General features: G+C 68.5%; 20 protein-coding genes. 9 read left to right on the top strand and 11 right to left on the bottom strand.

Annotation, left to right across the window (positions count from 1 at the left end; all coding sequences use genetic code 11):
* Nucleotides 1-9: 9 nt before the first annotated feature.
* Nucleotides 10-564, bottom strand: coding sequence for a GNAT family N-acetyltransferase (locus MNR00_RS12360; RefSeq protein WP_241926219.1), 555 nt, complete (start codon nucleotides 562-564; stop codon nucleotides 10-12).
* 80 nt (nucleotides 565-644) lie between these two features.
* On the opposite strand from MNR00_RS12360, the gene MNR00_RS12355 reads away from it, so the two are divergent.
* The 5 genes from MNR00_RS12355 to MNR00_RS12335 all read left to right on the top strand — a co-directional run bounded on the left by MNR00_RS12355 (nucleotide 645) and on the right by MNR00_RS12335 (nucleotide 6,625).
* Complete coding sequence (locus MNR00_RS12355; RefSeq protein ID WP_241926218.1) at nucleotides 645-1,802, top strand: DUF998 domain-containing protein; 1,158 nt, start codon at nucleotides 645-647, stop codon at nucleotides 1,800-1,802.
* 140 nt (nucleotides 1,803-1,942) lie between these two features.
* Nucleotides 1,943-3,391, top strand: a complete 1,449-nt coding sequence (locus MNR00_RS12350; protein WP_241926217.1) for a glyceraldehyde-3-phosphate dehydrogenase — start codon at nucleotides 1,943-1,945, stop codon at nucleotides 3,389-3,391.
* A 137-nt stretch (nucleotides 3,392-3,528) separates the two neighbouring features.
* Complete coding sequence (locus tag MNR00_RS12345) at nucleotides 3,529-4,584, top strand: winged helix DNA-binding domain-containing protein (RefSeq protein ID WP_241926216.1); 1,056 nt, start codon at nucleotides 3,529-3,531, stop codon at nucleotides 4,582-4,584.
* A 52-nt stretch (nucleotides 4,585-4,636) separates the two neighbouring features.
* Entirely contained in the window at nucleotides 4,637-5,836 is a 1,200-nt protein-coding gene (locus MNR00_RS12340; protein WP_241926215.1) for a M20 family metallopeptidase, read from the top strand.
* Nucleotides 5,837-5,848: 12 nt separating this feature from the next.
* Complete coding sequence (locus MNR00_RS12335) at nucleotides 5,849-6,625, top strand: thioesterase family protein (RefSeq protein ID WP_241926214.1); 777 nt, start codon at nucleotides 5,849-5,851, stop codon at nucleotides 6,623-6,625.
* 56 nt (nucleotides 6,626-6,681) lie between these two features.
* Here MNR00_RS12335 and MNR00_RS12330 read toward each other — a convergent pair whose 3' ends face one another.
* Nucleotides 6,682-8,124, bottom strand: coding sequence for an XRE family transcriptional regulator (locus MNR00_RS12330; protein ID WP_241926213.1), 1,443 nt, complete (start codon nucleotides 8,122-8,124; stop codon nucleotides 6,682-6,684).
* Between the two features lie 200 nt (nucleotides 8,125-8,324).
* Here MNR00_RS12330 and MNR00_RS12325 point away from each other — a divergent pair, with 200 nt between their 5' ends.
* The 3 genes from MNR00_RS12325 to MNR00_RS12315 all read left to right on the top strand — a co-directional run bounded on the left by MNR00_RS12325 (nucleotide 8,325) and on the right by MNR00_RS12315 (nucleotide 10,941).
* A complete protein-coding gene (locus MNR00_RS12325; RefSeq protein ID WP_241928843.1) occupies nucleotides 8,325-10,106 on the top strand; it encodes a phosphoenolpyruvate carboxykinase (GTP) in 1,782 nt (593 codons plus the stop codon).
* Nucleotides 10,107-10,225: 119 nt separating this feature from the next.
* A complete protein-coding gene (locus MNR00_RS12320) occupies nucleotides 10,226-10,585 on the top strand; it encodes a DUF202 domain-containing protein (RefSeq protein WP_241926212.1) in 360 nt (119 codons plus the stop codon).
* Entirely contained in the window at nucleotides 10,582-10,941 is a 360-nt protein-coding gene (locus MNR00_RS12315) for a DUF202 domain-containing protein (protein ID WP_241926211.1), read from the top strand. Before MNR00_RS12320 ends, MNR00_RS12315 begins: the two co-directional genes overlap by 4 nt.
* 12 nt (nucleotides 10,942-10,953) lie before the next feature.
* On the opposite strand, the gene MNR00_RS12310 is transcribed toward MNR00_RS12315, so the two are convergent.
* Together MNR00_RS12310 and MNR00_RS12305 are read right to left on the bottom strand one after the other, a co-directional pair.
* A complete protein-coding gene (locus tag MNR00_RS12310; protein WP_241926210.1) occupies nucleotides 10,954-12,837 on the bottom strand; it encodes an ABC transporter ATP-binding protein in 1,884 nt (627 codons plus the stop codon).
* Between the two features lie 36 nt (nucleotides 12,838-12,873).
* Entirely contained in the window at nucleotides 12,874-13,080 is a 207-nt protein-coding gene (locus tag MNR00_RS12305; protein WP_241926209.1) for an AsnC family protein, read from the bottom strand.
* 85 nt (nucleotides 13,081-13,165) lie between these two features.
* Here MNR00_RS12305 and MNR00_RS12300 point away from each other — a divergent pair, with 85 nt between their 5' ends.
* Nucleotides 13,166-14,197: a S66 peptidase family protein gene (locus tag MNR00_RS12300; RefSeq protein WP_241926208.1), complete on the top strand. Its 1,032-nt coding sequence runs from the start codon at nucleotides 13,166-13,168 to the stop codon at nucleotides 14,195-14,197.
* Between the two features lie 3 nt (nucleotides 14,198-14,200).
* Here MNR00_RS12300 and MNR00_RS12295 read toward each other — a convergent pair whose 3' ends face one another.
* The 7 genes from MNR00_RS12295 to MNR00_RS12265 form a co-directional block, all read right to left on the bottom strand.
* A complete protein-coding gene (locus MNR00_RS12295; RefSeq protein WP_241926207.1) occupies nucleotides 14,201-14,614 on the bottom strand; it encodes a hypothetical protein in 414 nt (137 codons plus the stop codon).
* 43 nt (nucleotides 14,615-14,657) lie between these two features.
* Nucleotides 14,658-15,884 (bottom strand): alpha-hydroxy acid oxidase, encoded by a 1,227-nt coding sequence (locus MNR00_RS12290; protein WP_241926206.1) that lies wholly within the window; start codon nucleotides 15,882-15,884, stop codon nucleotides 14,658-14,660.
* Nucleotides 15,881-16,606 (bottom strand): ABC transporter ATP-binding protein, encoded by a 726-nt coding sequence (locus tag MNR00_RS12285; protein WP_241926205.1) that lies wholly within the window; start codon nucleotides 16,604-16,606, stop codon nucleotides 15,881-15,883. Before MNR00_RS12285 ends, MNR00_RS12290 begins: the two co-directional genes overlap by 4 nt.
* Nucleotides 16,599-18,356: a branched-chain amino acid ABC transporter ATP-binding protein/permease gene (locus MNR00_RS12280; protein WP_241926204.1), complete on the bottom strand. Its 1,758-nt coding sequence runs from the start codon at nucleotides 18,354-18,356 to the stop codon at nucleotides 16,599-16,601. Before MNR00_RS12280 ends, MNR00_RS12285 begins: the two co-directional genes overlap by 8 nt.
* A 2-nt stretch (nucleotides 18,357-18,358) precedes the next feature.
* The gene (locus tag MNR00_RS12275) at nucleotides 18,359-19,237 is read right to left on the bottom strand and encodes a branched-chain amino acid ABC transporter permease (protein WP_241926203.1); all 879 of its coding nucleotides are present in this window, start codon (nucleotides 19,235-19,237) and stop codon (nucleotides 18,359-18,361) included.
* 23 nt (nucleotides 19,238-19,260) lie between these two features.
* The gene (locus MNR00_RS12270; protein WP_241926202.1) at nucleotides 19,261-20,433 is read right to left on the bottom strand and encodes an ABC transporter substrate-binding protein; all 1,173 of its coding nucleotides are present in this window, start codon (nucleotides 20,431-20,433) and stop codon (nucleotides 19,261-19,263) included.
* Between the two features lie 142 nt (nucleotides 20,434-20,575).
* A complete protein-coding gene (locus MNR00_RS12265) occupies nucleotides 20,576-20,932 on the bottom strand; it encodes a Fe-S protein (protein ID WP_241926201.1) in 357 nt (118 codons plus the stop codon).
* Between the last annotated feature and the right edge of the window lie 12 nt (nucleotides 20,933-20,944).

The raw sequence follows: 20,944 nt of genomic DNA, 5'->3' as shown, positions 1-20,944 counted from the left end.
GCCTCGAGCCTATGTCGCAGGCAGATCCCTCGCGAGCATGCCGAACACGAATGTGTCCGTGTACTCGCCCTTGCAGTAGAGGTCCTCGATCATGTGGCCCTCGAACCGGAATCCGAGTCTGCGTGCGAGCGCCGCGCTGGCATCATTTCGGGCATCCATCTGCGCCGCGATGCGGTGCACGTCGAGCTGCGTGAACGCCATCCTGATCAGTGCCGACGCCGCCTCGGTGACATAGCCCCGGCCTGGGTGCTCAGGGTCGCGCACCCAGCCGATCTCAGCCTGCCGGTGCTCAACGTCGGTCAGCCACAGCGCGAGATCGCCGACGTATCGGCCGCGCTCGTCCTGGATGACCAGCGACAGCGAGTGCGGCTCGTCGAACAGCGTGCGTCGCGTGATGCGCTTCGCGAGACGCTCGGCGGTCTGCTCAGCCGTCCACGGCTCTTCGAGCAGGTACAGCGCGACGTCTTCTCGGCTGTACACCCGCAGCAGGTCGGCGGCGTCGCGCTCTTCGTGAAAGCGCAGCTGCAGGCGTTCGGTGCGGTGAGGAAGGAGCGCGTCAGCCATGAGCCGACTCTAGATCCCGGTTCCGACGTACTCCACCCCCTAGAGTGATCGCGGGAGGCGGCCGCGATCGGCCGGGGGAGATGTCGAGTCGGCTGCGTCGCACGTTCGAGAGCGTGTCGGATGCCCTGCGCCGGCCCGCCCGCACGACGGAGGCGCTCGAGACGATCGCCGTGCTCGTCGGGGCGGCGGTCCTGGTCATCGGCTTCCTCGTATCGCTCCTCTTGTTCTGGGGGACCGAGCTCTCGATCAGCGGATCCGGCTCCATCGGCGTGTACGCAGCGGGAGGCGGAGCGATCGTGGCGGCGATCGCCTTCGTGCTCGGGCGGGTGGCCGTGCGCCCCGCGCGCTCCGACCACCGTGGGCGAGGCGTGCAACGCGGGGGAGGTGTGCACCTGCGGTGGTACGACCTTGTCGCCATCGCCGTCGCCTACGCCTCGGTCGCGCTGCTGGGCTGGCTCGGCATCGCGCAGCTGCTCGAGCTGAGCTTCATCGGCGCACCGGTGTACGCGTTCCCTGGCGCTGTGCTCGTCGGAGTGGCGTTCGCCCTCACGGCTTACGTGGCGTTCCTCGGTTCGGCCTCTCTCACACCGATGTCGCTTTCGCTGGCGCTGGCGATCTTCCTCGTGATCGGCGCGTTCTCCAGCATGCTCGAATCCAGTGACCCCGGCTGGTGGCGCAACAACCTCTCGGCGCTGGGCATGACGAGCAATCAGGCCGCGCCCGCGTTCAACCTCACCCTCATCGTCTCGGGCGTCATGATCACCACGATCGCCCGCTATGCGACGGCCGGACTCCCGGTGGACACGCCGCTGCAGCGTCGACGTCGCACCCAGGTGCGCGCGGGACTGGTGCTGGTCGGCGTCCTGCTGGCCTGCGTCGGCGTCTTCCCTGTCGACCGGTTCTTCCTGCTGCACAACACCTTCGCCACCGGCATGGCGGTCATCTACGCCGTCGTCGTATGCGCGCTGCCGTGGATGCTGCCGACGCTGCCGCGGGTGTTCTTCGCCGTCGGCTACGTCTTCGTCGCCGTGATCGTGCTGCTGGGCGTCTTCTTCGCCACCGGCTACTACAACCTCACCGCGGTCGAGCTGATCGCCGGCATCCTCATCTTCACCTGGATCATCCTGTTCCTGCGCACCGCCGGTGCGGTCTCCGAATCGCGAATCTCGTCTCCGGAATCGCAAGAATCAGCATCCGAACGCGGCAATCGGGCATCCGAATCGCAAAACTTAACCTGATCTGCGCAACGGCCGATCTTCACGGCCACATCCGAAGGTCTGCTCAGGTGCGCCGTCCTACGCTGTAATCGGGCACATCCGCCCGAATCCCGCCCGCACCGAAACCCCGTCGGCGCGCCCGCACCCGCACAAGGACCCACATGTACGACATCGCGACGCATCGCGACGAATGGCAGGCAGAAGAAGAACTGGCCGAGCGGATGATCCCGCTCATCGGCAAGCTGAACCGCACGCGCGACGTCGTCACGTCGCTGCACGGCCACCGGCTGCTCGGACTCTCCACCGCCGGCATCCTCGAGGTCCATGAGCGCGTCGCCGCGCTCGGTCACAGCCGACTCGCGCTGGAAGACACGCTCTCGGTGCTCGAGGCGCTGTGCGAGATCAAGCCGGGCGCCTCGTCGCTCGACGTCGCCCGCCTCGTCGAAGAGCACGCCGCCAGCGGCCGCGGACTCGAGGACTACCTGCGCGACGCGCTCGCCCCGGCGCTGGGCGCCGAGCTCGCCGAGCCCGTCGATGTCGTGCTCTACGGCTTCGGCCGCATCGGCCGACTGCTGGCGCGCATCATCATCGCTCACACCGGTGGTGGCAGCGGGCTGCGCCTTCGGGCCATCGTCGTGCGGCGTGGCGCTGACAACGATCTCGTCAAGCGCGCGTCACTGCTGCTGCGCGACTCGGTGCACGGACGGTTCGAGGGCTCTGTCGACGTCGACGAGGAACGCTCGCAGATCATCGCGAACGGCACCCGGATCCAGGTGATCTACTCGGATGACCCGGCCACGGTCGACTACACCGCCTACGGCATCAGCGACGCGATCATCGTCGACAACACCGGACGCTGGCGCGACGAAGAGGGGCTCAGCCGCCACCTGCAGGCCAAGGGCGCGGCACGCGTGCTGCTCACGGCCCCCGGCAAGGGCGAGCTGAAGAACATCGTGCACGGCATCAACGACTCGACCATCACGCCCGATGACCGCATCGTCTCGGCCGCATCCTGCACCACCAATGCCATCACGCCGGTGCTGAAGGCCATGGAAGAGGCGTACGGCATCGTTCGAGGACACGTCGAGACCGTGCACTCGTTCACGAACGATCAGAACCTGATCGACAACTTCCACAAGGGCGACCGTCGCGGCCGCTCGGCGGTGCTGAACATGGTCATCACCGAGACCGGCGCGGCCAAGGCCGTCGCCCGCGCGCTGCCAGAGCTGGCCGGCAAGCTCACCGGATCGGCGATCCGCGTTCCCACGCCGGATGTGTCGCTCGCGGTGCTGCATCTCACGCTCGAGAACCCTGCCACCCGCGATGAGCTCAACGACTATCTGCGTCGTGCGTCGCTGCACTCCAAGCTGCGTCAGCAGATCGACTACATCGAGAGCCCCGAATCGGTCTCGACGGACTTCGTCGGATCGCACCGCGCCGGCATCGTCGACGGGCTCGCGACCATTGCGAACGACCGCGACGTGGTGCTGTACGTCTGGTACGACAACGAGTACGGATACTCGTGCCAGGTCGTGCGCGTGCTCGAGGTGATGGCCGGTGCGCACCCGGTGGTGCTGCCGCCTCGTCGCGAGGTGACTCTGCACGGCTGAGAGCGGATCGGCCCCGTGTCGGATTACTGATCGGACGCTGGCGCCATGGCGTGTCGCGACGCTGACACGCCGTGGCGTGCGCGATGCATCAGTGATCCGACACGCAGGATGTCGGTCGCGGTCGGCATGATGGGACGATGAGCGACCTGCGCAGTCATCGTCTCCGATCCGACCGGCTTCGGTCTCACCGGCTCACGGCGCCCGTCCAGACCATGGCGGATGCTGCGGATCACCTCCTGGCAGTGCAGGCTCAGGACTTCCTCGCCGGCCGGTGGGCGCTGGGTGCGCGCACGCGCGGCGAAGTGACGCTGAGTGCAGTGGATCGTCTGTTCGCGCGCGGTCGGCTGGTGCGGGCGTGGACGATGCGCGGCACGCTGCACATCGTCCCGGCCAGGGACCTGCGCTGGGTGCTGTCGGTGACGGCAGATCGCCAGCGGCAGCAGGCGGCGGGTCGCCACCGCGACCTCGGCATCGACGCCGAGACGATGGATGCTGCTCGGCGTGCGCTGCGGCCGGCGCTCGCCGACGGCGGATGCACGCGGGCCGAGGCGTTCGCCCGATTCGAGAGCGTCGGCATCGACCCGTCGGGCCAGCGGGGCATCCATCTGCTCTTCGCGCTGACCGTCGGCGGCGAGATCTGTCAGGGGCCGATCACCGGCGGCGACGGCAGAGCGCGCGAGCAGCGCTTCGTCGCGGTCGAGGAGTGGGTTCGGGAGTCCGCCGCGCCGGACGACCCGCTCGCCGAGCTGTTCGTCCGCTACATCGACGGGCACGGTCCGGCGGGCGTGCGGGACTTCGCCTGGTGGTCGGGGCTGACCCTCACAGCGGCGCGCGAAGCGGCGGAGCGAGCCCAGGGGCGGGTGCGAGAAGTGGATGCCGGGACATACGCGGCACGGCGGGCGTCGCGCCGCACGCTGGATGACTCGACGGTCTTCGCGCTGCCCGCGTTCGACGAGTACTACATCTCGTACGCGGACCGATCGGCGGTCTGCGCCCTGCAGAACCTGGATGCCGTCGGACCGGGCAAGAACGGCATGGTGCGGCCGACGATCATCGAATCAGGGCAGGTGATCGGAACGTGGGCCCATGCCGCAGCCACGCGCGGAGCTGCCCCGGAGCTGTTCGACGCACGCGAGTCGACCGAGCCCCTGGCATCCGCCCTCGCGCGCTTCGCCCACTTCGTCGAGAACTGAGCCGGCCGCCGAGGTGTCACCGGGGCCCGTGCGCTCGCGAGAGGATGACTGCATGACCGCGATCGTCGAACGCCTCCGCAGCCGTGCACGTGAGATCAGCCCGGACCTGATCGCGTTGCGTCGGCGACTGCATGCGAATCCGGAGCTCGCCCTGGACCTGCCGCGGACTCAGGCCGAAGTGCTCGACGCGCTCGCCCCTCTCGATCTCGAGGTGACGGTCGGCTCCGAGCTCAGCTCGGTCACGGCGGTGCTGCGCGGCGGGACCGACGGCCCTGTGGTTCTGCTGCGCGCCGATATGGACGGGCTGCCGCTCACCGAGCAGACAGGTCTGGACTACGCGTCCGAGAACGGCGCCATGCACGCCTGCGGCCATGACCTGCACGTGGCGGGCCTCATCGGCGCCGCACGACTGCTCTCCGAGGTGCGCTCCGAGATCGCCGGCACCGTGATCTTCATGTTCCAACCGGGCGAGGAGCGTGGTGCCGGCGCCGCGGGAATGATCTACGAGGGCGTTCTCGACGCTGCGGGTAAGCCGATCGATGCGGCGTACGCGCTGCATGTCGGAAATGACGATCTAGGGGTGTTCCGCACGCGTCCCGGTACGATCCTCGCCGGCACATCCGCGGTGAAAGTCAGCGTCCGCGGCGCCGGCGGGCACGGTTCGCGTCCGCATCAGGCGGTCGACCCGGTGCCGGTCGTCGCCGAGCTCGTCCTGGCTGCGCAGTCGTGGGTCACGCGCCGCGTCGACATCTTCGACCCCGTTGTGCTCTCGGTGACCAAGCTGTACGCGGGGGAGGTGCTGAATGTGATCCCCGATGAGGCGGGCTTCGGCGCGACGCTGCGCACGCTGTCTGCGGCGTCACTCGCACAGGCCACGCGCGAGCTGCCGCTGCTGGTCGATCGGATCGCCGCAGCACACGGATGCACAGCCACCGTCGAGATCGTGCCAGGGTACCCGGCGACCGTCAACGATGCGCAGGCGGTCCTCGACGCGCAGCGGGCGCTGGTCCCGGTGTTCGGCGAGCAGCGCGTGCTGCCCCTGGACACCCCGCGCATGGCTGCCGAGGACTTCTCGTACGTTCTCGAACGCGTCCCCGGTGCGTATCTGCTGCTCGGGGCGCGTCCGCCGCACGTCGCAGTCCAGGACGTCGAGCCGAACCACTCGCCGCGTGCGCTGTTCGACGACGACGTGCTTGCCGATCAGTCGCTCGCTCTCGCGGTGCTCGCGTTTCACCACGTCGGCGCCGCTTGACACAATGAGCCTGTGACGAGTTACTTCCACCGCCTGTCCGCAACCACCTTCGAGCCCACCGAGCACGTCGGGGGAGCCTGGAACCCCGCGGAGCAGCATGTCGCCCCGGTGCTGGGGCTGTTGGCGCACATCGTCGAGACCGACCATGAGACGCGCAGGCCGGATGCGCCGCTGGTGCTGGCACGTGCGAACTACGACATCCTCGGCGTCATCCCGATGGCGCCGTTCGAGGTCGAGACGCGAGTGATCCGCGCCGGTCGCACGATCGAACTCGTCGAAGCGACGCTGAGCCAGGGCGGGCGCGCTGCGCTCACGCTGCGCGCGTGGATGCTGCAGACCTCGGACACGACAGGGGTCGTCGGCACCGAGATGGCGACGATGCCGCCCGCCGAGGCGCTGGCCGAGTGGCACGCGGATGCGGGATGGCTCGGCGGCGCCATCCGATCGATCGACTTCCGGCACCGCAGCTTCGGGCCGGGCCGCGCGCAGGCCTGGATCCGGCCGCGCGTACCGCTCCTGGTCGACGAGCCGATCTCGGCGCGCTCCAGACTGCTCGGCACGGCCGACTTCGCGAACGGCATCGCCATCCGCGTCTCGCCGACCGAAGTGCTCTATCCCAACGTCGACCTCACCGCGAGCGTGTTCCGTGAGCCCGTGGGCGAGTGGATCGGATTCGACACCAACGTCTCGTTCGGGCCGGACGGCGTGGGACTCACTGAGACCGTGCTCAGCGACGAGGCCGGACCGCTCGGCACGTCCTCGCAGACGCTGACGGTGCGTCTGCGCTGACGGTCGGCCTCGGTCGTTGGATGCTGACGCGCCGCCGCACTGCCGCCGCTGGGCGTCTACTCGCCGGCGTGCCGGTCGAGGAACGAGTAGACCTCGCTGTCGTCGACGCCGGGGAAGGCGCCGCGGGGGAGCGGCGAGAACATGTGCGTGTGCACCCGGGCGCTCGGCCAGGCCCGGCCCTCCCAGCGCTGGCTGATCACAGCCGACGCACGACGGCAGCACGCCTCATCGGGGCAGGTGGACTGCGCACGGTGCTGCGTCTCGCGACCGCGCCACCAGCGCGCGTCGTCGAAGGGCACGCCGACGGTGATCGAGAACCCGCCGTCGCTGGCCGAACCCGTCTGGGTCGCGCACCAGAACGTGCCGGACGGGGTGTCGGTGTACTGGTAGTGCTCGGTGGTGCGGTTGCGCTGCTCGAACGCTGCGCGCGCCGAGAACTTGCGGCAGGCGGGCTGTCCCTCGACGGCGCCGGTGACATCCATCGGCAGAGGCAAGTCGTCGTTCTCGTACACCCGCGTGATGGCACCGTTCTCGTCCACGCGCAGGAAGTGCATGCGCATGTCGAGATGGTGGGTCATCAGGTTGGTCATCCGCATGGCAGCGGCCTCATGCGTCACGCCGAATGCGTCGCGGAAGTCCTCGACCGCCAGGTTGCGATCCTTCTTCGCCTGCTGCAGGAAGGCGACGCCCGCGGTCTCCGGAACCAGACAGCACGCCGCGAAGTAGTTGATCTCGAGGCGCTGCTGCAGGAAGTGCGCGTAGTCGGTCGGGGGCTTGTGGCCGAGCAGGCGGTGCGCCATCGCCTGCAGCGCCATCGAGCGCAGTCCGTGACCGCCGGGGATGGATGCCGGAGGCAGATAGATCCGGCCGTTCTCCAGATCGGTGATCGAGCGGGTCGAGTGCGGCAGATCGTCGACGTAGATCAGCTCGAAGCCGAGCTTCTCCGCCATGATGCTGACCGTGCGGTGCGTCAGCGCCCCAGAGACGTGTCCGGCGGACTTCAGCTGCTTCTCGGCGAGTGCCTCGATCTCGTGCAGGTAGTTGTCCTTCGCCCGCATCGTCAGACGCATCTCGGTGTTGGCGCGCCGTGCCTCTTCCGGCGTCGCGATGGCCTCGCTCTCGCGACGGTGCAGCTCGCGGTGCAGTCCGAGCACCGCCTCGATCGTCTCGTCGTTCATGCCCTTCGACACCCGGATCGGCGAGATGCCGAGCTGGCGGAACACCGGGCTCGCCTGCGCACGGTCGAGTTCGATCTCCAGCGCCGCGCGACGGTTCGGCGGCTCGCCCGAGATCAGATCGGCGACATCGGTGGCGCACGCCTCGGCGATCGCCTGCAGCAGCGAGAGCTTCGGCTCGCGCTTGCCGTTCTCGATCAGACTCAGCTGCGAGCCGGCGATGCCCACCCGTGCGCCGAGCTCGTCGAGCGTGAAGCCCTTCGCTGTGCGGTGGTGTCGGATGCGATGTCCGAGAGTGCTGAGTTCGAGTCCACTGGTCGCCATTCCTTGAGCATAACCGAAAGATCAATGGTTCTTTCAACCCAAACGGCCCGAAAGTGGGTCAAAACCTCGCAGAAGATGGTCATACAGCATCCCTCTTCAAAGGAGCAGACATGGCACTCGCTGAGACGTACGCACCCCGCATCCCCGCCGTCGCACCCCTGCGCAGCTTCGGTGCGGTGCCGGCGTATGACACGCCGGCCATGGCCGAGCTTCGCGAATGGGTCGATGGCATCGCCGCACTCACCCAGCCCGACCGCATCCACTGGATCGATGGCTCGCGCGCCGAGAACGACGCACTGCTGCGCGGCCTCGTCGACGAGGGCAAGCTCATCAAGCTCAACCCCGAGTGGCGCCCGGGCTCGTACCTCGCGCGCTCGCACCCCAGCGATGTCGCCCGCACCGAGGGGCGCACCTTCATCGCCTCGGAGCGTGAACAGGACGCCGGTCCCACGAACAACTGGGCCGAGCCCGCAGAGATCCGCAAGACCCTCGATGGCGTCTTCGAGGGGTCGATGCGCGGTCGCACCATGTATGTCGTCCCCTTCTCGATGGGCCCTGTCGGCGGCAAGCTCTCGCACATCGGCGTGCAGGTCACCGACAGCGCCTACGCGGTGGCATCCATCGGCATCATGACCCGCGTCGGCGACGCGGTCACCAGACGGATCGCCGAGGGCGCGCCCTGGGTCAAGACCGTGCACTCGGTCGGCGCCCCGCTCGAACCAGGTCAGGCCGACGTCGAGTGGCCCTGCAACGACGACAAGTACATCGTGCACTTCCCCGAGACGCTCGAGGTCTACTCGTACGGCTCGGGCTACGGCGGAAACGCCATCCTCGCCAAGAAGTGCTTCGCGCTGCGCATCGCCTCGGTGATCGCCCGCGACGAGGGCTGGCTCGCCGAGCACATGCTGCTCATCCGCGTCACCGACCCGAAGGGCGAGGCGCACCACGTCGCCGCCGCCTTCCCGTCGGCGTGCGGCAAGACCAACCTGGCCATGCTGCGCCCGACGATCCCCGGCTGGAAGGTCGAGACGCTCGGTGACGACATCGTCTGGCTCCGCCCCGGTGCTGATGGCCGCATGTACGCCATGAACCCCGAGGCCGGCTTCTTCGGCGTCGCACCCGGCACCGGCGAGTCCACCAACGTGACGGCCGTGGAGACCCTGTGGGGCAACACGATCTTCACGAACGTGGCGCTGCGCCCCGACGGCGATGTCTGGTGGGAGGGTCTGACCGACACCCCGCCGAGCAACCTCACCGACTGGCAGGGCAACGCGTGGACTCCGGACTCCGGCCGTCCCGCCGCGCACCCGAACTCCCGCTTCACGGTCTCGGCCGCGCAGTGCCCGCAGATCTCGGACGACTGGGAGGCGCCGGAGGGCGTTCCGCTCGACATCATCCTGTTCGGTGGTCGCCGCGCGACGAACGTGCCGCTCGTCGTCGAGGCGACCGACTGGACGCACGGCGTCTTCCTCGGCTCGACCATCTCGTCCGAGCGCACGGCCGCGGCCGAGGGCAAGGTCGGCGAGCTGCGCCGCGACCCGTTCGCGATGCTGCCGTTCTGCGGCTACAACATGGGCGACTACTTCGGGCACTGGCTGAAGGTCGGGCGGATGCTGCGCTTCGACCGCGCTCCGCGCATCTTCCAGGTGAACTGGTTCCGCCGCGGTGAGGACGGCCGCTTCCTGTGGCCGGGCTTCGGTGACAACTCGCGCGTGATCGACTGGATCATCCGTCGTATCTCGGGTGAGGTCGACGCCGTCGACAGCCCGATCGGTCGCCTGCCGCGTCGTGAGGACCTCAACCTCGAGGGCCTCGAGATCTCGGATGCCGACCTCGACGAGCTGTTCGACGTCGACGTCGAGGCGTGGTTGGCCGAGGCGGACTCGACCGAGGAGTTCTACAAGATCTTCGGAGAGACCCTGCCTCCGGCTCTGCGCAGCGAACTCGAGGCGCTGCGCTACCGCCTCACCGCTGCCCGCTGACGCGGACGGCGCACAGACCCGCGACGGCGGGATGCCGAGGACAACCCACGGCTGAGTGGTCCCCGGCATCCCTCCGTCGCGTTCTCACATCAACGGGCATCGCGTCCTAGGCTGGGGTCATGAGCGATCGACGATTCCCGCGCCGCGTCTACGGCGTGGGAGAGGAGCCGGATCCCCGCTTCTCGCTCGCCAATGAGCGCACCTTCCTCGCATGGATTCGCACGGCGCTGGCTCTGGTGGCGGTGGGCATCGCGATCGAGGCGCTGCAGCTGGACATCCATCCGGTGCCCCGTTTCCTCGCCGCGGTGCTCTTCGTGGTGCTCGGCGTCATCGCGACGGTGCACGCGTGGCTGTCGTGGGCGCGCAGCGAGCGGGCGATGCGCCTGCACAGGGCGCTGCCTGGACCGACCACCGGCGTCGTCATCGCCGCCGGGGTGATCGTCGCGATCCTGCTGCTCGGTGCGGGGCTCTTCCTGTGACGACTGCACCGGACGATTTCGTCGACCGCCCCTTCGATGTGGGGCTGCAGGCCGAGCGCACGCTGCTCGCCTGGCGACGCACCTGCCTGGCGCTCGCGGTCGGCAACGGCGCCGCGATCAAATACCTCTCCGACGCACTAGGGGTGTGGGCGACGCTGCTGGGCGTCCTCGGCCTCGTGCTCTCCGTCGTCGCGTGGGTGGTGTGCACCATCCGCTACCGCCGGGCGCACACCGGGCTCGTGAGCGATGAGTCGCTCATCGTCAGCGGGCGGTTGCCCGCGATCGTCACCGCGGCCGTCGGCGCCGCAGGCGTGGCGGCCCTTGTCGTGCTGTTCGTGCAGTGGCAACCGTGGTGAGCGAGGACTCTCTCAGGCCGTGAGCAGCTGGTGGCGGGCGAGGTCGCGGTACAGCGGCGTCGACTCCACCAGTTCCTCGTGCGTTCCCTGGCCGACCACGAGCCCGTTCTGCAGCACCACGATCAGGTCGCTGTCGATCACGGTCGACAGGCGATGCGCGATCACCACCAGCGTGCGGTCCTCGGCGGCGGCATCGATCGCCTCACGCATCCGCTGCTCGTTCACGCCGTCCAGCGACGACGTCGACTCGTCCAGCAGCAGGATCGGCGCCTCGGTCAGCAGCGCGCGTGCGATCGCGAGCCGCTGACGCTCGCCGCCTGAGAGCATCACGCCGTCCTCGCCGACCGGCGCTTCCAGCGCCAGCGGGCTGCGTTCGAGCACGTCGCCGAGGTTGACTGAGCGCAGCACGCGCTCGCAGTCCTCGTCCGTGGCATCGGGTGCGGCGAGGCGCAGGTTCTCGGCCAGCGTGCCGGCCAGCGTCGGAGCATCCTGCTCGACGTATCCGAACTGGGCGCGCAGCTGCTCGCGCGGGTAGGTCCGCACGTCGTGCCCTGCCAGGCGGATCGAGCCGCCGGTCGGGTCGTAGAAGCGCTCGATGAGCGAGAGGATCGTGCTCTTGCCGGCGCCGCTCGGGCCCACCAGAGCCACGCGCGATCCGCGCGGCACCGAGAATGAGACGCCCTTGAGCACGTCGCGATCCACCTCGGCGGCGACAGCATCCGACGCGCGCTCGAGGTGCGCATCCACGAGCAGTGACTGCGCCTCCTTCGCCGCCGCCTCGCGTGCGGCGATGACGTTGTCCGGGTACCGGAAACGCACGTCGCGGAACTCGATCGCCGGGGCGCCGACCACGGAGGCTGCGGTGACGGCAGCATCCGATTCGTCGTTCTGGGTCTCGGTCGGCAAGTCGAGCACCTCCTGGATGCGACCCAGCGCGCCGAGCGCCTGGTTCACCGAGGTGATCGCGCCGAACGCCTGCCCCAACGGCATCACGAGCATGAACAGGAACATGATGAACGTCACGAGCGAGGCGATGGTGAGCGCGCCGGAGGCGACGCGGAACCCGCCGACGCCGAGCACGACCAGCAGCGAGAGCTGCAGGGCGATGCCCGCGACCGGCACGACCATCGACGAAATCTTCGCGATCCGCACGCCCAGTCCGTAGGCCTCGCCGGCCACGCGCTCGACGGCGGCCGTCTCGCGCTCGGTCGCACCAGACGCGCGCACGGTGCGGATCGAGGAGATGCCCCGCTCGATTCCGGATGCCAGTTCGCCGACCTTCTGCTGCTGCGCGGCCGACGCGGTGCGGATGCGACCGCTGAGGGCGACGACGACGACCACCGAGATGCCGATCACGACGACGATCAGCACGAGCAGCAGCGGGTCGATGATGAGCATCGCGATCAGGGCGCCGAGGAACAGGATCGCGCTGCCGACGGCATCTGCGAGGCCCTGCGTGAGGACCGCGTAGAGCAGCGTCGTGTCAGTGCCGACCCGCGAGACGAGGTCGCCGGTGCGGCGCGCGTCGAACTCGCTGATCGGCAGGTGCAGGATGCGCGCGATCAGCTTGCGGCGGCTGGAGTAGACCACGGCTGTGCCGGTGCGCTGCAGCAGGTAGTGCTGGTAGCCCGAGATCACCGAGGCGATGATGACGAAGCCGACGAGCAGCCACACCAGCATCCCGAGTGCCTCATTCTGCTGCACCCGGCCGATGACCTGCCCGACCAGCAGCGGCTGCACCAAGGAGGCTGCCGCGCCGATGATGCTGAGCACGGTGACGACGACGAGCGTCTTCTTGTGCTCGAAGAGGAAGGGGAGAAGCTGGCGGAACGTGGCGCGCGGGCCGTCCTGCTGCGCACGGCGTCCGCGTCGGCGTGCTGGCGCCGTGCGAGACATGGGGACCTCGTTCTTGAGGGATGATGCGGGACGCTTCTATTGTCTGCCGAACTTCTTATGAGCGGCCTGTCTGGTTACGCCCAGCGCGCTCGCGATCGCCTGCCACGAGTAGCCGGCAAGGCGCGCGCGGCGCACCTGCGCCTCCTCCGCGCGCGCTATCTCGCGTCGGATGCCCGTGAGCCGGTGCAGTTCGGCGAGCGGTTCACCGGCTGGATCGGTCGCGATGGACGTGTTGCGATTCATGTTTGTCATCCTAAGTTGACGCGCATGACGTGTCAATGATCGTTGACGCGGGTGACCCTTCGAGCGCGGATGCCAGGATGGACGGATGCTGATTCCTCCGAAGCTCCAGTCCGGTGACCGCATCGCAGTCCTGTCGCCCGCGTTCGCGGCGCCGGCGGTCGGCCCTGACGTCCACGAGCAGGCGATGCAGCGGCTCACCGAGCTGACCGGACTCATCCCTGTCGAGTTTCCGACCACACGGCAGCTCGACGCCAGCCCCGAGGCTCGTGCGCAGGACGTCAATGCGGCGTTCGCCGATCCCGGCATCCGCGGCATCATCGCCACCATCGGCGGCGACGATCAGATCCTCGTCACGCCCCACCTCGATCCTGCCCTCGCGCTCGCCGACCCCAAGCCGTTCGTCGGACACAGCGACAACACGAACATCCTGAACTGGCTGTGGCAGCACGGCATCGCCGGGTACTACGGCGGGTCGACGCAGGTGCATCTCGGCCCTGGACCGCGCGTCGATGACGTGCACCTGATGTCACTTCGCGCCGCCCTGATCGACGGCGGCGAGGTCGAGCTCACCGAGCCGGGGGAGTCCGAGGACTTCGGACGCCACTGGGACAGCGCCGAAGCACTCACCGAGTTCGGCGACCGCGAGCCCACCGAACCGTGGACGTGGGCCGGCCCCGCCACGCGCGTCACCGGCCCCACGTGGGGTGGCTGCCTCGAGGTCGTGAACCAGATCGCTCTCGCGGGTCGGATGCCATCCGCAGAGGCACTGGCGGGCAGCGTCCTGATGCTGGAGACCAGTGAGCGACTCACCCCCGCTGAGGACGTCGCCGAGCAGCTGCGCGCCTATGGCGAGCGCGGGCTGCTGGAATCGGTGGCGGGCATCGTGTTCGCGCGACCGGCGACGAGCAGCTTCGACGTGCTGCCCTCGACGGCTGAGCGGGCGAACCTGCGCGCCGCCCAGCGCGACGTCGTGATCGATGTCGTCGCCCGGTACAACGCGGATGCTGTCGTGTGCGTCGGCGTGCCGTTCGGCCACACCCGCCCGCAGTGGATCGTCCCCTACGGTGGCGAGATGACGCTGGATGGCGCCGCGCAGAAGGTCACAGCGCGGTACTGAGCGCTATTCCGCGAGCCCGTGCTCGGCGAGCCAGGCGCGTCCGATGGTGGTGGGCACGCGCAGCAGCCAGGCATCCGTGAGCATCTCGCGCAGGAGCGTCTCGTCCATGGCATCCGCCACGGCGAGCACCGCGGGAAAGCCGTCGAAGTGCGGGATGGTGAAGAACACGTCGGGGCAGGTCTCGATCAGCGCGGCCTTCGCCTGCTCGCCGTCGACCCGGATGCCGATGATCGTGCCCTTCGGCCACTCCCGGCCGAGGGCATCCAGCTGCTCCAGATCGTGCCTGCGGGGTGGGCGCTCCCACGCCAGCATTCCCGCCGAGGTGCGCCACGCGGCGCTGCCGGAGTGTCCCTCCGCCTTCTCCGTCACCCTGGGGAACTCGAGGGCGATCCGTCGCACATCATCGAGCGTCGCCATGGCGACAGCGTACGCGGGCGCGTACCGGGCATCCAGGGCTTCCTCAGCCCAGCCGCACCCGGCCGCGCAGCTCGGCAACGGTCGAGACGCCCGACAGCTGCATGGTGCGCACGGCCTCATGGCGCATGATCTGCAGCATCCGGTCCACTCCGCGCTCGCCGCCGGCCATCAGGCCGTACAGGTATGCGCGGCCGACCATGCAGGCATCCGCACCCAGCCCGACGGCGGCGAGCACGTCGGCGCCGGAGAGGATGCCGGTGTCAAGGAAGATCTCGGCGCGATCGCCGACTGCGGCAGCGACGTCCGGCAGCAGGCGCAGGGGAGTGGGCGCGCGGTCGAGCTGCCTGCCGCCGTGGTTCGAGACCACCAGGGCGTCGGCCCCGGCATCCACCACCCGCTGTGCGTCGGCGACGGATTGGATGCCCTTGACGACGAGCTTTCCCGACCATTCCTCGCGCAGCCACGCGAGGTCTTCGAGCCGAAGTGACGGGTCGAACATCTTCGCGACCAACTCGGCGACGGTCCCGTCGAACGAGCGCAGGCTGGCGAACTCGATCGGGTCGGTGGTGAGCACATTGAACCACCACGACGGGTGCCAGGCCATGTCCCACATGGTCTTCAGATTCAGTGTCGGCGGGATCGTCAGGCCGTTGCGCGCATCACGCAGGCGGTTGCCGGCGACCGGGGTGTCGACCGTGAGCACGAGGGTGTCGTAGCCGGCGCGGCGCGCCTCGTCGATCAGCTGGCGTGTGCCGTCGCGATCCTTCCACAGATACAGCTGGAACCAGTTCGTCCCTGCGGGCACCGCCTGCTGCAGCTCGGCGGGCGAGGTGGTGCCCATGGTCGACAGCGTGTACGGCACACCGGCGCGGGCGGCGGCGCGGGCCACCGCGATCTCGCCCTCATGCTGCATCATGCGCGTGAAGCCGGTCGGCGCCATGATCAGCGGGAAGGATGCCGGTGACCCGAGGATCGTCGTCGACGTGTCGACCTCGGCCACGTCGTGCAGCACACGCGGCTCGAACTCGACGCTCGCGAACGCGCGCCTGGCTCTGGCGATGCTCAACTCGTCCTCGGCGGCGCCGTGCACGTAGTCGAACACCGACCGCGGCGTCGTCCGCCGGGCGATGCGCGCGAGGTCCTTCACTGACAGTGCCTGGGCGAGCCGCCGATCGACGCGATTCCACACCGGCCGCCGGAAGCCCAGCAGCGGCGCGACCGCACCCCAGGTGGGGATGCGGCGCGCGATGCGCCGGTCGGGGAGGGTCATTCCTTCGCCCGGCCGGTGCCGAGGTACGCCTGGATGATGTCGTCGTCGGCGAGGAGCACATCGGATGCCCCTGATCGCACGATCTCGCCGTTCTGCAGGATGTGGCCCTCGTCTGCGGCCTGCAGGGCGCGACGCGCGTTCTGCTCGACCAGCAGCACGGTCGTGCCGCCTGCCAGCACCTGGTCGATCACCGCGAACACCTCGTTGACGATCTTGGGCGCCAGCCCCATCGACGGCTCATCCATCAGGATCAGCTTGGGACGCGCGAGCATCGCCCGTGCGATGGCCAGCATCTGCTGCTCGCCGCCCGACAGCGATCCGGCGGCCAGCTTGCGGCGCTCGCCGAGCACGGGGAAGCGCTGATACATCTCGTCGATGGCCGAGCTCGCGCCTGCGCCGTAGTAGCGGCTACCGAGCTGCAGGTTCTCGGCGATCGTCATCGTCGCGAGGATCTGCCGCCCCTCCGGCACCTGCACCAGTCCGCGCGGCACCAGTCGATGCGACTTCGTCTTGGTGATGTCGTCGCCTTCGAACAGGATCGTGCCGCCCGAGGGCTTCACGAGCCCGGCGATGGCGTTGATGATCGACGACTTGCCGGCACCGTTCGCGCCGACCAGCGTGACCAGGGACCCGGCGGTGACGTCGAACGAGATGCCGCGCACGGCGTGTACGCGCCCGTATGAGACCGTCAGGTCAGTGACAGACAGCTGCGGCTCAGCCATTGCTCTCCTCCGGGGTCGCTGCGCTCGCGGACGGCTGCGCACCGGCATCCGACCGGCCTGCGACACTCTCGTCTTCGGCGGCACTCTCGTCTTCAGCAGCACCGAGGTACGCCTCGATGACGCGCTCATCGGCCGCGATCTCGGCGGGCGTGCCTTCGGCGAGCACTTCGCCGAAGTTCAGCACGATGATGTGGTCGCACGTGTCGAGCACCATGCCGACGTTGTGCTCGATGAAGATGATCGTCAGGCCGTCTTCGGTGAGCGAGCGGATCAGGGTCGACAGCTGTTCCGCCTCGACGTGGTTCATGCCGGCGGCCGGCTCGTCGAGGATCAGCAGCGACGGGTCAGCGGCGAGGGCACGGGCGATCTCGAGGCGACGCTGGTCGCCGTAGGAGAGGCCCTTCGCCAGCACATCGGCCTTCTCGAGCAGTCCGACCCGGCGCAGGCACCGTGCGGCGTGCTCGAGGGCGAGACGCTCATCGCGACGCGCCGATGGCAGCCAGAGCAGGCGTCGCAGGAAGGTCGGCTTCGCTACCAGGTGCGCGCCGATCAGCACGTTCTCCAGCGCGGTCAGGCGGTTGAACAGCTTCGAATGCTGGAACGTGCGGGTGACGCCGGCCGCGGCGATCTTGTGCACAGGGGTGCGGCCGATCGGCACTCCGAGCACGGTGGCGGTGCCGGCCGACGGCGGGATGAGGCCGCTGATCATGTTGACCAGCGTGGTCTTTCCTGCGCCGTTCGGGCCGATCAGCCCGACGACGTCGCCACTGCGCACAGTGAGGTCGACGCTGCGCACCGCGTGCACGCCGCCGTACTCCTTCGAGATGCCCTTCAGCTCGGCGATGACCTCGCCCTTGGCGGGGTGAGCGCGGCCGACGAACGGCTCGCCGCTGTCGAGCGTCGAGACATCGATGCGCTGCTTGCGGCGGGGGATGAGGCTCGCGATGCCGCCGGGCAGATACAGGATGACCAGCAGCAGAAGCAGGCTCGAGATGAACGGACGGATCCAGCCGGCCTCGATGCCGATCATGCGCTGCAGTTCTGGGAGCAGCGTCTGGAAGCCGCTGCCGAGGATCGGGCCGAGGAAGTTCGCCGTGCCGCCGACGACGGCGTTCACGAGTCCTTCGATGGCCTTGTCGAACGCGAAGTCCTCTGGCGCGATCAGACGCAGGTAGTACGCCCACATCACGCCGTAGAGCCCCGCGAGCACGCCGGCGGCGACGAACGCGCTGAGCCGGTGGCCGCTGACGTTGATGCCGATCGAGCGCGCGGCCAGCTCATCCTCGCGGATGGCGTCGAGCGCGCGGCCGTAGCGCGAGCGCGCCTGGCGCCAGAACCAGTACGCGACGATCAGCAGGATGATCCATGCGATCAGCGGTGTCATGATCTTCGGCACCGGCATGCCCTGTGCGCCGCCGGTCCACTCGGCATTCAGCAGGAAGATGCGGATCGCCTCGGCAGCGCCGAGGGTCGCGATCGCGAGGAACACTCCGCGCAGCCGCATGGTCGGCAGCCCGATGATGACGGCGGCCACCGCTCCGACGAGCATTCCGATGACGATCGCGAAGAGCAGCGTGGGGATGGGACCCCACATGGTCGGCGCCGGGGCGAGTGTCGCTGCCGCGAACGCGGCAAGTCCGGCGAAGCCGGCCTGGGCCAGACTCAGCTGGCCGGCGACCAGCACCGCGTAGAACGAGAACGCGAAGACGCCGTTGAGTGCGATGAAGACGAGGGTCGATTCGGTGATCATCGTCAGACCTCACGCACCTTGCGCTTGCCGAACAGTCCCTGCGGGCGCACGAGCAGGATCAGGAACAGCAGCCCGAACGCGATCAGGTCGCGCCAGCTCGAGCCGACGTACTGGATGGCGAACACCTCGGCGATGCCGATGATGAGTCCGCCGACGAGCGCACCTGGCAGCGATCCCATGCCGCCGACGATGATGACAGCAAGGCCCTTCAACTCGATCGCCGACCCCATGCCCAGCTGGGCGCTGTTCACGCTCAGCGCGAAGAGCACACCCGCCACCGCACCGAGTGCCGTCGAGATCGCGAAGGTCGTCGCGGTCACCCGGTCGACGTTGACGCCGAGAACCCGGGCAGCACCCGGATTCTCGGCGACAGCGCGCATGGAGCGTCCCAGTGCTGAGCGACCCACCAGGATCGTCAGCCCGATCATGAGACCGAGCGACACGGCCACGATGACGATCTGCAGCACGCTGGCGGTGACGCCTGCGCCGAACTCGATCGCGTCATCGGGCACCGTGCCGACCGGGAAACGCCGGGTGTTCGGACCGAACACGGCCTGCAGCAGGGCGATGATCATGCCGCCCATCGCAATCGACGAGATCAGCCCCGCGAAATGCGCGTCAGGACGATCCTTCAGCGGACGGAACGCCACGCGCTCGATGATCAGGCCGAGGATCGCACCGAACGCGAACACGATGACGAGCACCAGGGCGATGGGCAGGTCGAACGAGTCCGACAGCCAGATGCCGAAGAACGCCGAGGCGGCGAAAGCGGCGGGATGAGCCAGGTTCAGTCGGTCGAGGATCCCGAACACCAGCGTGAAGCCGATGGCGAACAGGGCGTAGATCGAACCGAGGAACAGGCCGTTCAGCAGTTGCTGCATGGGTGTTCTCTGCGCTCAGAAGGTCAGTTCAGAACGGCGAACTTGCCGTCCTTCACGATCTGCACGACGGCCGGGTGCTCGGCGTCGCGGTCGGCGTTGATGCTGATCGAGCCCAGCGGGGTCGGCAGGTCCTTGACCTGCGTCAGGCCGTCCTGCACGTCGGTGCGCTCACCGGAGCAGTTCACCCGCACCGCGTGGTCGATGATCTGCATGCCGGCGTACGCCTGAGCCGCGAACTGGTCGGGGCCAGCGCCGTACTTCTCCTCGAACGCCTTCATGAACGCGGTGTTCTCAGGGCTGTCGGACGCGGAGTTCCACGCGGCGCCGACGATCACGCCCTCGGCTGCTTCACCCGCGTCCTTCATCAGCGCCGGGTTGTTGAAGCCGTTGCCGCCGATGATCGGCTGGTCGATGCCCAGCTCACGCGCCTGGGTCACCAGCGGGATGGCCGCCTCGATCAGGGCCGACACGACGATGGCATCGGGGTCGCTCTGCTTGGCGGTGGTCAGCAGGCTGCGGAAGTCGGTGTCCTTGACCGAGAACTTGAGAGTGTCGACGATCTCGACGCCCTGGTCCTTGAGCGCCGACTCCATCACCTGGAAGCCCGACTCGGTGAAGGCGTCGTCGTTGCTGTACATCACGACGACCTTCTTCAGGCCGAGCTTGTCCTTGGCGGCCTCGATGGTCTGCGGGATCACCTGCGCTTCGGTCAGCGAGTCGCGGAAGATGAAGTCGCCCTGCTCGGTGATGCCGGTGGCGGTGTTCGAGATGGCGAGCACCGGCACGCCGGCCTCCTGCGCGATCGGCTGTGCCTGGAACGCGGTGTTCGACAGCGTGGGCCCGATGATGGTGCTGGTGCCGTCGGCCACGAAGCCCTCGAACACGCTCATCGCCTGCCGCGGGTCGGTGCCGTCGTCCTCGACGGTGAGCTCGTACTTCACGCCGTCCTTGGCGTTGAGGTCCTCGAGGGCGAGCTCGAGACCCTTCTGCTGAGATTCGCCGTAGCTCGCTGCGCCACCGGTGAGGCTGAGCGCCGCGCCGACGGGAACCGTCGCGTCGATGACGCAGCTGTCGCCGCTGCCGGTGCCCTTCAGGCCCTCGGCAGAGGCGCCCCCGCCGTCACCGCTGCTGCTGCAGCCGGCGAGAACGAGAACGGAAGCGGACAGGACTACAGCGGTGCTGAGCAGTTTGCGCATGAGGATTCCAATCAGTGAGGCAACACGGATTGCAGGATTGCCGACGGGAACACAACACGGTGTCACCGGAACGGCGCGTCAGCCTCTTTGATGCGCACACGGCAATATATCGATCTTATGCGGCGCGAACGGCCGCCTGACGTCACCAGAGGACGGCGATACCGGCGTTCACCAGCGTCAGCACGCCGATGCCCCAGAACAGCACCGGCGGGACAGCGCCGGACTTCTTCTGGCGGGCCTGGCCGATGCCGAGGAAAGCGCCGATGACGAGCAGCACGACGAGCTTGGTGCCGATCTTGGCGTAGTTGAACTCGACGCCCTCTGGCACCCCCCACGGCGCAGCCAGTGCGAGTCCCGCGACTGCGGCGATCGAGATGCCGATCTGCATGAGGCGCGTCACCTCGTGCTTGCCGCCGAAGGCCTGCACGGCCCAGGCTCCGAAGAGCAGGGCGAAGCCGATCAGGTGGATGAACAGGACGATGTGCCGCAGGGTCTCCATGTGCCTAGGGTA

This window comes from Microbacterium sp. H1-D42, from assembly GCF_022637555.1.
Classification (GTDB): domain Bacteria; phylum Actinomycetota; class Actinomycetes; order Actinomycetales; family Microbacteriaceae; genus Microbacterium.
The sequence above is the reverse complement of the archived record's forward strand: the minus strand, read 5'-3'. Positions and strand labels throughout refer to the sequence as shown.

Bases quoted from the DNA above. Each gene is read 5' to 3' on its own strand.
- MNR00_RS12285 (WP_241926205.1), bottom strand. From the start codon at position 16,606: ATGGCTGAGCCGCAGCTGTCTGTCACTGACCTGACGGTCTCATACGGG.
- MNR00_RS12295 (WP_241926207.1), bottom strand. From the start codon at position 14,614: ATGGCGACGCTCGATGATGTGCGACGGATCGCCCTCGAGTTCCCCAGG.
- MNR00_RS12270 (WP_241926202.1), bottom strand. From the start codon at position 20,433: ATGCGCAAACTGCTCAGCACCGCTGTAGTCCTGTCCGCTTCCGTTCTC.
- MNR00_RS12345 (WP_241926216.1), top strand. From the start codon at position 3,529: ATGAGCGACCTGCGCAGTCATCGTCTCCGATCCGACCGGCTTCGGTCT.
- MNR00_RS12330 (WP_241926213.1), bottom strand. From the start codon at position 8,124: ATGGCGACCAGTGGACTCGAACTCAGCACTCTCGGACATCGCATCCGA.
- MNR00_RS12355 (WP_241926218.1), top strand. From the start codon at position 645: ATGTCGAGTCGGCTGCGTCGCACGTTCGAGAGCGTGTCGGATGCCCTG.
- MNR00_RS12320 (WP_241926212.1), top strand. From the start codon at position 10,226: ATGAGCGATCGACGATTCCCGCGCCGCGTCTACGGCGTGGGAGAGGAG.
- MNR00_RS12340 (WP_241926215.1), top strand. From the start codon at position 4,637: ATGACCGCGATCGTCGAACGCCTCCGCAGCCGTGCACGTGAGATCAGC.
- MNR00_RS12280 (WP_241926204.1), bottom strand. From the start codon at position 18,356: ATGATCACCGAATCGACCCTCGTCTTCATCGCACTCAACGGCGTCTTC.
- MNR00_RS12310 (WP_241926210.1), bottom strand. From the start codon at position 12,837: ATGTCTCGCACGGCGCCAGCACGCCGACGCGGACGCCGTGCGCAGCAG.
- MNR00_RS12300 (WP_241926208.1), top strand. From the start codon at position 13,166: ATGCTGATTCCTCCGAAGCTCCAGTCCGGTGACCGCATCGCAGTCCTG.
- MNR00_RS12360 (WP_241926219.1), bottom strand. From the start codon at position 564: ATGGCTGACGCGCTCCTTCCTCACCGCACCGAACGCCTGCAGCTGCGC.
- MNR00_RS12290 (WP_241926206.1), bottom strand. From the start codon at position 15,884: ATGACCCTCCCCGACCGGCGCATCGCGCGCCGCATCCCCACCTGGGGT.
- MNR00_RS12265 (WP_241926201.1), bottom strand. From the start codon at position 20,932: ATGGAGACCCTGCGGCACATCGTCCTGTTCATCCACCTGATCGGCTTC.
- MNR00_RS12275 (WP_241926203.1), bottom strand. From the start codon at position 19,237: ATGCAGCAACTGCTGAACGGCCTGTTCCTCGGTTCGATCTACGCCCTG.
- MNR00_RS12325 (WP_241928843.1), top strand. From the start codon at position 8,325: ATGGCCGAGCTTCGCGAATGGGTCGATGGCATCGCCGCACTCACCCAG.
- MNR00_RS12305 (WP_241926209.1), bottom strand. From the start codon at position 13,080: ATGAATCGCAACACGTCCATCGCGACCGATCCAGCCGGTGAACCGCTC.
- MNR00_RS12350 (WP_241926217.1), top strand. From the start codon at position 1,943: ATGTACGACATCGCGACGCATCGCGACGAATGGCAGGCAGAAGAAGAA.